The sequence below is a fragment of the Acetobacter okinawensis JCM 25146 genome, assembly GCF_000613865.1.
GTDB classification, from domain to species: Bacteria; Pseudomonadota; Alphaproteobacteria; order Acetobacterales; family Acetobacteraceae; genus Acetobacter; species Acetobacter okinawensis.
Window position 1 is genome coordinate 1 of record NZ_BAJU01000004.1, and the last position, 12,228, is coordinate 12,228.

Here is a 12,228-nt window from a genome sequence, read left to right on the forward strand (position 1 = left end):
GGATCTATTAATTTATTGAATTGAGCGAGAGGTTGTGATTCACAGGTTTACCGATGGAGGGTGGGCCTGTGAGCGATGTGTTTATGCTGTCTGAGAGCCAGATGAAGCGGATTGAGCCGTTTTTTCTTCTGGCGCACGGAGTGCCATGCGTGGATGACCGGGATCGCTTATGTGATCCGCAACGGCCTTCAGTGGAAAGACGCTCCGAAAGCGTATGGTCCGCACAAGATTTTGTATAATCGCTTCATCCGGTCGAGCCGCCTGGGTGTCTTCGACAGGATATTTGTCGCCCTGACAGAACAGGCTGGCCGTTCGAAGCGCCTGATGATTGATGCAACACACCTTAAGGCACACCGGACATCGGCGTTCCTGCTCAAAAAGGGGCTTTTCCTCGCCATATCGGACGAACAAAAGGCGGACTGAACTCAAAACTTCATACCGTGTGCAATGGTCAGGGCCGACCTGTCCGGCTGCATCTGACTGCGGGTCAGGTTAGTGACTTCAAAGGCATAGACGTGCTTCTGGCAGACCTCCCCGATGAGACAGAAGAAGTCATCGGGGACAGAGGCTACGACAGCAGCCAGATCAGGTTATCGCTTGCAGACCGGAACATCACAGCCTGTATTCCGCCGAAGAAGAACCGGAAATCAAAGCCACCTTACAATTGGCATCTGTATAAAAAGCGCCACCCCATCGAAAACATGTTCAAAAAGCTGAAAGGCTGACGACGTGTTACAACCAGATACGGCCGCTGCGCTCATACTTTCATATCCGCAACCCATATAGCTTCACCCGTCATCTTCTACCTCAAAAAATAACTCCTAAGCCTCGTATTTTATCGTTTTTACTGATTCGATGTTTGGTGGCTCCACAAACGCGGTGTGCGAGTAAAACCGCCAGCAAGATTAACAATATCATCAACAATATTGGAGCCATGCTTGGCCAGCCGCCCGGCGACACATTCCATTGCCGGAATTTTAACCCCAAGATTGATAATCTTCAGTTGGCCACTATCAAGATACTCTTTAATCATCACAACCGGCAAAAGCGCCAGACCTATTCTGTTACACAGCATGTTAATAATTGTTGGCACGGAGTTCATGGCGCATATCCTGTGGTGCACTATGCCCTCACGCGCCAGCAAACTCCGTAAAATAACATGCGGTACCGTATTGCGTGAGAATGTCATGATCGGCATGGCAGGCAGGGTGTTAAGATTGGCCCGCTCGTCCGTATCCAGTTGAATCTGGGAGGAGCAGACAAGCGCCATTTCAAAATAACATAAATGCGTTTCCACCAGCATGGGGGAGTTGGTCGCACCTATGTATAGTCCTATATCCAACATACCTTTGAGAATTTTTCTCTGGATTTCGTCAGACACGCTCACATCAAGATCAACCGTAACATGCGGGTATTTGTCCGACAGGGAGCACATGAGCGATGGGAGCCATGTGTGCACCACCGTTTCCACAGCACCAATGCGGATAATACCGCGCTCCTCATTATGCCCTTTTATGGTTGCAATCGCCTCGTCCCGCAGTTCAAGAATACGCTCTGCATACTGGAGCAGCGTCATCCCCACTGGTGTTAGCGTAATGCTTTTGCCTGTGCGGTAGAAGATTTTTGCGCCCAGCCCTGCTTCCATCTGCGCAATACGCACGGAAATGGCAGGCTGCGTCATGCGCAGGGCTTCCGCCGCCGCCTTGAAGCCCCCTAGCCTGTCAATCCAGATAACGGCTTCAAGACTCTTGAAATCCATAAAACATCCATTCCGGCAACATCCCCACCATGCCAAGCAACAGGTAGGCGCAACAGCGCAACGAAAAAATACAATATTCCCCCGTGTATTGCGATGCTTACTTGTCGTTGACGATGGTTTCAATTTCCTTCGCGCAGTGCAGGAGCGCCCAGTCCGCATCTGTTCGACCCCATAGCATCAGACCTACAGGCTTGCCCGACACGGGCAGAGGGATGGAAATGGACGGCATGTTCAGCAGATTGGCAATACGGGTGTTACGCAAAACCAAGCTGTTGATGGCATGAAAATGCTCTGGTTCCGCCAGATCAGCCGCCAGGGGCGCCACAACAGGCACGGTCGCCAGCATAATGGCGTCTACCCCCTGCATAAGCTGCTGCATATGGGCAATCGTGCTCTTACGGAGCTGTTGCATGGCAAGGTAGTCTGTTGCTCTGGCATGGTACCCCGAGCGGATACGGTCCCATATTGCGGGGTCCAGCAAAGCTTTGTCCGCATCAGACAGAGCGCCCAATCTGGCTGCCAGTTCAATACTCGGGAACGTGCCGCGGGCATCAATCTGCGCCAGTTCATCCATTACTGGGGCAATGTCCATGCTCTGCAACAGCACGCCATTTGCCTCCAGCCTGTTTTTGGCCTGCTGCAACGCCTGTGCAACCGCAGCTTCCGTGCCATCGGTTATGCGGCCATCATACACAATGCCTAACCGGTAGGGAGCACGTGCAGGCATGACCGGAACATAACCGCCGGATAGCACAGCAAACGCCTGCATACAGCCTTCTACCGTAGCCGTAATCGGTCCTACCGTATCCAGCGTCTCCGACAAAGGGAATGTCCCTGCGGTTGGCACCATCCCCGACGATGGTTTGAACCCCACAACCCCACATAAGGCCGCAGGAATACGCAAGGACCCGCCCGTATCGCTCCCCAACCCGATATCCGCCAGCCCCAGTGCGACAGAAACCGCAGCTCCAGAGGAAGACCCTCCCGGAATACATGCAGGATCGGCTGGATTGGCAGGCGTGCCAAAGTAAAGATTATTCCCAATGCCGGAAAACGCCAATTCGGACATGCTGGTACGCCCGATGATAATCCCGCCCGCCGCGCGTAGCCGCTGGACTGCCAAGCGTCTGCCAGTGCCTCGGTGGCATGGGAAGCCAGCAGGCGGGAGCCCGCGCTGGTTTTATGCCCCCTGATGTCAAACAGATCCTTGACCGAGACAACCACACCATCCAGCGGCCCCAGACACAGACCAAGATGCCTGCGCCTGTCCGCCTCCCGGGCTTCGTGCAGCGCACTTGCCTCATACACTTCTGTAAAAACAAAACGTGTTCGGGCATCTTCCTGCTTCAGTCTGGCAAGGATGCCACGCACCCGTGCTTCGCTCACGCCAGAAAGTGGGACCTGTGGATGTGTCATATCGCTCTCGTCTGTTCTTCAAGCCACAACAGGCAGGCAGGCCACAGTATAGGTATGCGACAGGGTTTTTTCTTTTACGGGATCAAACAGTTCAACCGTTAACTTGGGCGTTGGCACAATGCCCCCAATGGCCACAGTTGTACCACAGAACATGATCGTCCCGTTTTCCAGCAGGCCCGATGCAATCTGCCGGGGGCACTGCTGCATCAGCACCTCTGGGCGTAGCAGGGAGGAGAGCTGACCATTCTGGTAAAGAATACGCGTGTCACCATCATGAAGATACGAACGTAGGTACAGATCATCCCAGTAAGGCTGCACATCTTCGTACCGCCAGAACTGCTGGCCAACCACCTTGGGGCAAACCTGCTTGGACAGGGCCACGCTAAAATTCTCGCAGGTCCTGTCCGTATGGTCAGACCCGATGCCCACAAGCAGCCCGTCGCGGGTCGCCAGCAGAACTGGCTCTGCCTCCCCCGATGTATTGTCCCCCACAACGGCAATGTTATGGGCTTGCGTCAGACGGTCCACAGAGACCTGATAGAACAGAGGCGTTGTAGAAGGAGGCGCCACACCTAGTAAGGCCAGTTCCTGAATATGGTGCTCCACATCCTCTTTGTGCCGCCCGGCCCAGCCAGCAATAATAACGTCTGTCACGCCCACATCATGCGTAATATCAATGTGCATTATTATGTTTTTCCTGTGCGAAGTACTGTCCCGCTATTGCAAGCCCCAGAAGTGTCACTCCGGTTGCGGCAATAGCGTAAAGAGCAATTGTGAATGAGGATGAAGTCGTGCGGTACAGCACGGTCATGATAAGGGGAGCAAAAGCCCCGCCTCCGGCCAGACTCCCAAAAGTATAGGAAATTGAAGAACCACTATACCGGATTTCTGCTGGAAAGCAGGCAGTTATAAATGCTCCCTGAACAGCATACATAGAGGCATGAACAATGAGTCCACCTGTTACAATCAGGATAATGGCAGCAGTATGCCCCGTGTTCATAATTGGAAAAAACAGGCAGATCACAGGCACGGACGCCACAAGCCCCGTCATATAAACAGCTCGGACCCCCACCTTGTCCGCCAGAGCGCCAAAGCCCGCCGTAGCCGGAACACTTAAGGCAGCCCCTACCAGCAGCGCACTCAAAATGACCGAGCGCGACAGCCCCAGAACCTGAGTTGCGTACGTCAGGCTAAAAACAACAAGCAGCGCATACAGAACATCCGGGCCAATCCGCGACATGGACGCAAGCAAAAGGGATTTTGCATGATGCCGGAATAGGTGCAGAACCGGAGAGGCTACTTTTTTCCCGCTGCTCTGTAGTTTTTCAAACTCCGGTGTTTCTCCCACGCCATGACGTATCCACAACCCCACACCGGCCAGAATCCCGCTCAGAGCAAAAGGTAGACGCCACCCCCAGGACATGAACTGCTCACTGCTGACACAGGCTGCCACAATGGCAATCACGGCGGAAGAGGCAACCGTGCCCGCCCCCGGCCCCATTTGCGCCCACGAAGCATGCAGGCCGCGCCGCTCCTGCTGGCCATGTTCTACGCCCAGCAACACAGCACCAGCCCACTCCCCCCCAAGCGCAATGCCCTGAAACAGCCTGAGCATGACCAGAACAAGAGGGCTGGCCAGCCCTATGGCCCGGTAGGTCGGCAGCAGTGCAATAAGCCCCGTGCAGGCCCCCATAAGCACCAGTGTAAGTGTCAAAACCGTTCTGCGCCCCAGTCGGTCCCCCAACTGGCCAAATATCACGCCACCAAGCGGGCGGGACACATACCCGACAGCATAAGTGGAAAACGCCATAAGTGTGCCAACCATGGGAGATGTCTGGGGGAAAAACAGTTGCCCGAACACCAGCGCCGCCATGGTGTTGTAAATCATGAAGTCATACCATTCCAACGCAGTCCCTATCATACTGGCGAAGGCAACGTGCCTCATGGAGTGTTGGGGGGGGCGGGGGTCAGTAGCTTGTCTGGTCATGGCACTCCGCCGCATCGTGGTAAGGACCATGCCAGCAGGACATGCTCCTTACGATAAGGCAATATGGTCTGTTCAAAACTTCAGGGATGTTTTGACGTAATACATGCCACCATTAAACCCGTATGGAGAATTTCCGGCGTAAGTAAACGCATTTTGTAATGCGGCTCTGGATGCCGAGTTCGCCTTGGTCGGGTAATGGTTGCCCAGGTTATACGCGCCAACCGCAACATGCCACTTTTGCAGAATATCGTACCCAAGCTCCAGATTGGTAATGTACGATGGCCCGGCATAGGTCCACTGGGATTGCTGGAGGGAGGGAGAGGCAACCCAAGTGTAGGACCCAAAACGCTGCTCCTGCACACGGATCGAATAGGGGCCTCTGTTCCACAGCACCGTCAGGTTTTCAATATTCCGTGGTGCGGAATGCAGGAGATACTCCTTGTTGGTCCGGTTAAAGGTTGTAAGCCCCATGCCCGCCAGAATAGATGGCGTGCTGTTGTAATGGCTGATTTGTGTATCCGCTATATTCACGGCAAAGCGGAACTGGAATGTGCCCAGCCTGTCCGTTTTAAGCGTGTAGGCAGTTGCAATATCTCCACCATTGGTCGTGGTGTTTACCGGATTGCTGTAATACGAGGCATACAGAACACCCGGCAACCCGGCGCCGGAGAGCAGGCTTTCCACCTGGCTGCCTCCAAACTGCGATGTATTGAACAGCCTGTCTGCAATGGAAATACGGTAAATATTTGCAGTCAGGGTCCAGTTGGGCAGCAATGTTGCATCCACACCAAAGCTAAAGCTGCGGGACTGCTCCCCTTTAAGCTTGGTCGCACCAAGGGCTTTGGCCCAGGGCGAATTAACGGGTAACTGCGCCGTGCGGTAGGTGGGGTAAGTAGTTTCGGCAAAAAATGCCTGTTCGCCAAGTGTCGGAGCACGATAGCCGGTGTTAGCATTGGCGCGAATGGCAAAATGATCGTTAAAATTATAGCGCGTTCCAACCGACCCCGTAGGATGGGTACCCACATCGTCATAACTGACAACATGGCCGCCAAATGTCCACTCCCAGCGTTTTGTGGCGTACATGTCCAGATTTATGGAACCGTCATAAATACCACGATTGATGGTGCCGCCAGCTTCTTTGGGCACACCGAACTTGTCAACCGCACCGGCGGAGGCCATCTGCCCTGCATTTGGACCATCCAGAATTGGCACCCCACCATTCAGCACCGATGCCTCATCCCCCGCACCCACCTGATACGTATCGTAACGATATTCAAACCCGTAAGACAGGCTGATCGGGCGTGGCAGACTGGGGGAGTGGAAAACCTTTGTCGCCTTCAGCCCTGTTGCCAGTTCTGTAGAAATAAAGAGGCTGGTGTTGAATGTTGTCGGGCTGGCAAGACCCATGGTCGGGTTATCTGTATCTGTGATCTGGGTTTTCATGGAATCGCGGCCATAATTTACGTACGCGTCCCACTGCATGCCCAGCAGGTTACGGGCACGAATACCGTTATCCACCTGAAAGTCGTATTCTTCCGCCAACGCCTGAGGCTGCATGCCATTGGGATAAAAAGAACGGATGACGTTATCATTGGAATATGCGCGGTACGTCTGCGCCTGCACCATGTCCTTATGGGCAAAGGTGGAGGTATTGTAGAGTTCAAGACCGTTGCCAATAGGATAGGCCGCGTTGGTGCTGACCGTTTCCAGCAAGGTACGTGGAGAACCCGCTATACGCTGGACATCACGATTGGCGGTCTGGTTCCGCGGGTCCCCGGCAAAATAAAGATTTCCCAGATAATCACCCGAACGGTTGGTAGAAAGCTGGTTCGCTATCTGTGCAGCAACATTCAGGTAGCCTCCATTACGGCCAAGGGCCATTCCGTAATCCGCACTTCCGTCAAACGACTGCCCATCCCCCACATAATATCCGCTGTTCTGCAGGTTGATGGTGCCGCCTTTTGTGTTCCGCTTGAGAACAATATTCACCGCCCCCGCTTCAGCATCCTGACCGTACAGGGCACTCGCGCCTTCAGTAATAATTTCCACATGGTCAATCGCGCTCATGGGAATAAGGGAGAGGTCAGCCGGGTCCGTGCCATAGTTCGGTCCAGACTGGAAGTAATTGAAGTTCGCATCAACATGACGGCGCTTGCCGTTCACGAGCATCAGCGTCTGGTCGGCCCCAAGGTTGCGCAACTGCATGGTCTTGTTCAGCCCGTTCCCACCAATCCCGCCAAAGGGAGAGGACGTTACCGCGGGCGAAAGCTGGGCAATAGCGGCCAGAATATTGGTCTGTCCCGTCTCCTTCAACTGTTCCGCGCTGTAACGAAAAACCTGTGCGGTGCTGTGCTCACGCGTGGAAGGAGATAGAACAGTGTTGGCAAGCCGCGTTCCCTGCACGGAAACATTTTCGCTGTCACGCGCAGTAACCTGCCGAATGGCCTTTGCCCGCTTGGCCGTTGTATAGTCTGAATCCTTCTTTTTCTGGTAAGGTTTTTTTGCAAGGTTTGGCGCATCCTGCACAGACGCAGCCTGCCCCTCCTGAGCACACAAACCGCAAGCAAGAATGAACACCCACACCAAAGGGGATAAAACATTGCTATTTCGCAACGATAATGAAGAGGTACGAAGGTGCAACATTCCTGATCTACTCCCTATTCCATATCGCCAGGTTTTAAGATGATTCGCACGAATCATTCATTCCGATGTCGCATCTAAACAATCCACCATTCGAAAATAAAGATTTATATGCTTATTCGATTGGATAAATTTTATTTATGCAAACACGCCTTCATGCCTCGTCCACAACGCTGCATAAGAATTTTTGTTTTGAATTCAAGCCTGTCTTTTTTCTCTCCATTCATTGCAAAAATGCATCACGCAAAAGGAGATGCGCTTTTATGCACGGTCGAAATGACATGCCTGCACGTTTAAATCCGAAAGCATGCACTTTGGCAGATAAAGCTGGAGGGTTCGAAAAACCCACCAGTTTTGGGCCTTTCTGTGTGATTCCATATCCCCTGCGTTGATTGGAGATATGGTTCATGAAGCAGTTTGGTTTCTTTGACGTTGAAGATAGACACAAAAATTATCGTTCCATACTTTACGGATTTTGTCGCTCAGCTCTTTGTCTGTCTGGCGGCACACACAGGGATTTTTCTGTCTGGCAACGGTTGCATAATAGACAGATGGTGCAATCGGCAGGATCTTGCAGATTGACCCGACACCATATGTCTGCAGGTGCTCATCAATGAAGCGCGTCATGGCCTGAACCGGCGGTCGAGCTCCGCCTGCGCAAAATAAGCCGAGGCCTTACGCAGGATTTCATTGGCCTGCCGCAGTTCGCGGTTCTCTCGCTCCAGTTGCCTGATCTTCTCTCGATCCGGCAGGTCACTCACCGCAGATGCATTGGCCCGCTCATGCAGACGGGTCCATTTGGACAGCGTGTCAGGGTGAATATCCAGCTTTGGGGCGATCACCATCACCGCAGACCACCGCGAAGGATGGTTCTTCTCTTCCTCCAGAACCATACGGGCTGCACGTTCACGAAACTCAGGTCGAAAACGCTTCGATTTGTTGCTCATGACTATCTCTTACCTCACGGGTCTTGCTGTCTCCACAAAACCCGGGGCAGTTCACGATCGAGGTCATGCTGAACCCGGATGGTCAGCTGTGGACTGACCGACACGGGGGGAATTCTCTCCGCCGCCGATGCTGAACGCATTGTGCGTCTGGTCGCTCACTATGCGGGAGCCGAGGTGCATGCTGGTGCCGCCGCGTATCAGCCGAACTGCCAGGTGGTGAGCGGTTCGAAGGACTACTCCGAATCAATCAGCCAGTAATCTGACGGGCAGATGTGCCATCGGACAGGTAACGACCGGTCTGATTCAGATTAAACTGCTTGACCAGCTTTTCCAGTTCTTCGGCCTGCATAGCCAGCGTGTGACTTGCTGCGGCACTTTCTTCCGCTACAGCAGCATTCTTCTGCGTTGTCTGCTCCATACTGCTCACGGCGATATTCAACTGCGAGATGCTGCTTGCTTGATCATGGGCTGCGCCAGCAATGTTCGTAATCAGACTTCCGATTGTATTGACCTGCACGACGATACGGTGCAGCACATCGCCGGTTTCCATTACGGACGATACACCAGCTTTAACCTGTTCGCCTGAGCTGGAGATAAGGGCTGAAATCTCCTTGACTGCTTCAGCCGATTGATGAGCCAAATTGCGAACTTCACCGGCTACAACAGCGAAGCCACGTCCTGTTTCCCCTGCGCGTGCGGCCTCCACACTGGCGTTGAGAGCGAGAATATTGGTCTGGAATGCAAGGCTGTTGATCATGTCAACAATTTTGGCGATAGACTGTGATGACTGATCAATGCGCGTCATGGCCTCTATGGCATTGTTCACCACGTCTTCAGCATGTTCTGCATCGGAGCGGGACGTTGTCACCACCGTATGCACAGTCTGGGTTTCTTCAGTTGTTTTCTGCACACGCTGGGTAATCTGCATCAGGGCTGCAGATGTTTCTTCCAGCGTGGCGGCCTGCTGCTCTGTTCTGCGGGAGAGGTTGTCGCCGGCGGTGGCCAGCTCAGCCGTCGAATTGCCTATACTGTAGGCCGAGCCGGAAACAGAAAGCAACGCCTGCCCCAGTTGTTTGACGGACAGGTTGAAATTCTCGCGTAGTGGCTCCAGTTCGGCCGCAAAGGTGGTCTGGATACGAACGGTAAGATCACCTGCGGCCATTTTCTGCAAGCCATTGGCCAGACTGTCTGTGGCGAGCTTTAACTGACGTGCAGCCTCTTCTGTTCGTTCCTGCGCTGCCTGACGTTCGGCCTCTTGTTGGTAGCGTGCTTGTTCGGCTTCTTTTTCCAAGCGAGCCTTGTCGATGGCGGCCTGCCGGAAAACCTCCACGGCGCCGGCCATGGTGCCCACCTCATCATGCCTGTTGGTGCTAGGTACGTTGATGCTGGTATTGCCGCCCGCCAGCGCTCGCATGATGGCGGTCAATCTGACAACGGGAGTAGCGATGGAGCGTGCCAGTCCTATGCCGACAAGTGCTGAGATCAGGGTTGTCAGGCTCCCACCGATGGCAAGGGTCAGTCCGCCGATATGGAATGCAGCATTCGCTGCCTGTGTACGTTGTGCAACAACTGCTTCTTCCTGCTGATCAAGCCTGCCGATGATCTTGCGAATATCCGTTAGTCGGGCGGTGCTGGCGATTTCCGTGCGTGTCTGGTTCAGCAGGGCCGGATTGGACATAGCGGCAACGGTTTGTGCCATCTCGTTGTTGAAAGTTTCAATAGCTTGTTTGAGAGGTGTGAGTTCGCTTCTGACAGTTTCGGGTGGTAGAGTGGCTTCCAGCGTGGCAAGGTGCGGCGATATAGATGCCTTATATTCATCAATGCGGCCAATAAACTGTTTGTTGGCGGACGCTACATAACCGCGCATCGCGTTCTGGCTTTCAACCAGCGTATTCAACAGGTCATTGACCGTATTGATAGTCTGATGCGCCTGATCACTTTCCAGCTTGGCATTGCGAATTTGCCCAAGCGATGTAAACACGACGACGGAAAACAGAAAAACAGTTGCCACGACAAGGGAAAAAGAAAGCACTATTTTCCCTGATATACGAATGTTCTTGAGCATTTCAATCCCGGATGCAGCGGATTAAGACCAGAAATGCAGGTATATATAGGGCAGGACTCTTAAGTCAAAGTGGGCATGTCCACATGCCTTGAAAATTACTCTTGATGCAGACGCGTTTCTATTAATTTTAGCTACGAAACGCGCCATTCCACACCATAAACCGGATTGGCGTCTCAGTAAGGCAATGCCATATCTCGGTTATTAATTCTTTCAAAAACAGGCTTTGTAGTATTATGGAAATCCTGAAGCGAAAATTTATTGTAACTAATATCTTTATAACCCCGAACGAACATAACTCCATCACTAAGATCTGATAATGCTGTCCAGACCGTATATTCAGAAACGGTTTTTCCGGCTTCTTTTTGTGTCTCGCCCCCTAACGTATCGGTGGTAATATTCTTCATACGATCAAAACGATTCATGATATGTGCAAGAATATTGATCGCATCTCCTGTCGACTGAGCAAGGGGTGCGTAACTGGTGTAGTAAACGCCACGAATAAAACGTCCGACAGATGTGTCTGACGATGGCAGGTCTGCAGCTGCAATCCCACTATCAGGCTGAACCACTTTCATACCTCCCAGAAGTGCAGAGGATCTGTCTTTGTTAGTCAATTGCGTGTAATTATTCAGGTTCTGGAGATGCCACGGGAAGTCTGGACCGTTTGTCATGACCTTTGTGGGATTGTCATAAACATGAAATTTCCCATTAAGCGCTTCTACGACAATACTTCCTCCTTTTTTGTCATAAAACGCAAAATGAAAGGGTGATTTTACTCCGCCCAATTTGGCCAAAACTGGAGACCAGAAATGCCCTTTATTCACGGCGTCTCTGACGTCCTCTACCGTTGCAAAATTGGCGAGTGCCCACTCTCCTAGTGATGTTACAGGGATAGAATCATGGTAATCCGATGTTGTTAGCGGAGTCAGTGTCGCCTCAGGCACCATGTTGGCGCTGAAAGACAGACCAGCACCGTTCATGCCCTCAAGCATGTTATGATCGTCACCATCCTGATAAACTGAAGTTGTAATCGCCAGAATTGGATAGAGAGCCTTATAATGTGCACCAGCATCACCACTAGGTGACTTTTTCTGGAATGCAGTCTGAGCAGGATAGAAAGTCAACCAAGACGGTAAGTCTTCTGGTAATTCCAATGTGCGCCCATGATAAACATGCTCACTTTTATCTGTGATCGCCAAGCTTGAACAAGCCTGCACAATTGAAGGAAAAAGAACAGTAGAAGATAATATTGCATTGACAAGAGACTTGATTTTCATGGTTTTCTTCCTGGAGCTATTGTTCATAATTTCACATGTGAGGAAACAGGATTATTTTCTCGACAGAAAATTTCTCACGCCATAGTAAAACTTATCTCCACGTCAAAGGACACATCCCCTAGAACAACATATCCTAC

The 12,228-nt window shown here is 52.3% G+C and carries 9 protein-coding genes, 3 pseudogenes and 1 other annotated feature; of the genes and pseudogenes, 2 read left to right on the forward strand and 10 right to left on the reverse strand.

The window, feature by feature from the left end; genetic code table 11:
• Positions 1-68 precede the first annotated feature (68 nt).
• A pseudogene (locus JCM25146_RS21190) lies at positions 69-818 on the forward strand (IS5 family transposase).
• A 26-nt stretch (positions 819-844) separates the two neighbouring features.
• Here JCM25146_RS21190 and JCM25146_RS03215 read toward each other — a convergent pair.
• The 8 genes and pseudogenes from JCM25146_RS03215 to JCM25146_RS03245 all read right to left on the reverse strand — a co-directional run bounded on the left by JCM25146_RS03215 (position 845) and on the right by JCM25146_RS03245 (position 8,749).
• Positions 845-1,759, reverse strand: coding sequence for a LysR family transcriptional regulator (locus JCM25146_RS03215; RefSeq protein WP_025825849.1), 915 nt, complete (start codon positions 1,757-1,759; stop codon positions 845-847).
• A 97-nt stretch (positions 1,760-1,856) separates the two neighbouring features.
• Positions 1,857-2,882 (reverse strand): amidase family protein, encoded by a 1,026-nt coding sequence (locus JCM25146_RS16855; RefSeq protein WP_051543972.1) that lies wholly within the window; start codon positions 2,880-2,882, stop codon positions 1,857-1,859.
• Positions 2,883-2,908: 26 nt separating this feature from the next.
• Positions 2,909-3,175: pseudogene (locus tag JCM25146_RS24795) on the reverse strand (amidase family protein); the annotation flags it as partial.
• Positions 3,176-3,193: 18 nt separating this feature from the next.
• Positions 3,194-3,859, reverse strand: a complete 666-nt coding sequence (locus JCM25146_RS03225) for a DUF2848 domain-containing protein (RefSeq protein ID WP_025825851.1) — start codon at positions 3,857-3,859, stop codon at positions 3,194-3,196.
• A complete protein-coding gene (locus JCM25146_RS03230) occupies positions 3,849-5,162 on the reverse strand; it encodes an MFS transporter (protein ID WP_199897693.1) in 1,314 nt (437 codons plus the stop codon). Before JCM25146_RS03230 ends, JCM25146_RS03225 begins: the two co-directional genes overlap by 11 nt.
• 72 nt (positions 5,163-5,234) lie before the next feature.
• Positions 5,235-7,739 carry a TonB-dependent receptor plug domain-containing protein gene (locus JCM25146_RS03235; protein ID WP_242400888.1) on the reverse strand — a complete coding sequence of 835 codons (2,505 nt, stop codon included), beginning with the start codon at positions 7,737-7,739 and terminating at the stop codon, positions 5,235-5,237.
• Positions 7,740-8,207: 468 nt separating this feature from the next.
• Positions 8,208-8,429 carry a hypothetical protein gene (locus JCM25146_RS22385; protein WP_025825858.1) on the reverse strand — a complete coding sequence of 74 codons (222 nt, stop codon included), beginning with the start codon at positions 8,427-8,429 and terminating at the stop codon, positions 8,208-8,210.
• Positions 8,355-8,471, reverse strand: a sequence feature (AL1L pseudoknot). Its footprint overlaps the gene before it by 75 nt.
• On the reverse strand, positions 8,426-8,749 hold the full coding sequence (locus JCM25146_RS03245; RefSeq protein WP_025825859.1) for a transposase: 324 nt from the start codon (positions 8,747-8,749) through the stop codon (positions 8,426-8,428). It overlaps the preceding feature by 46 nt. The genes JCM25146_RS22385 and JCM25146_RS03245 overlap by 4 nt, the downstream gene beginning before the upstream one ends.
• 65 nt (positions 8,750-8,814) lie before the next feature.
• Here JCM25146_RS03245 and JCM25146_RS03250 point away from each other — a divergent pair.
• Positions 8,815-8,988: pseudogene (locus JCM25146_RS03250) on the forward strand (P-type conjugative transfer ATPase TrbB); the annotation flags it as partial.
• Positions 8,989-8,996: 8 nt separating this feature from the next.
• Here JCM25146_RS03250 and JCM25146_RS03255 read toward each other — a convergent pair.
• The gene (locus JCM25146_RS03255) at positions 8,997-10,781 is read right to left on the reverse strand and encodes a methyl-accepting chemotaxis protein (RefSeq protein ID WP_051543974.1); all 1,785 of its coding nucleotides are present in this window, start codon (positions 10,779-10,781) and stop codon (positions 8,997-8,999) included.
• A gap of 206 nt (positions 10,782-10,987) precedes the next feature.
• Positions 10,988-12,091, reverse strand: a complete 1,104-nt coding sequence (locus tag JCM25146_RS03260) for a linear amide C-N hydrolase (protein ID WP_025825866.1) — start codon at positions 12,089-12,091, stop codon at positions 10,988-10,990.
• Positions 12,092-12,228: the final 137 nt, after the last annotated feature.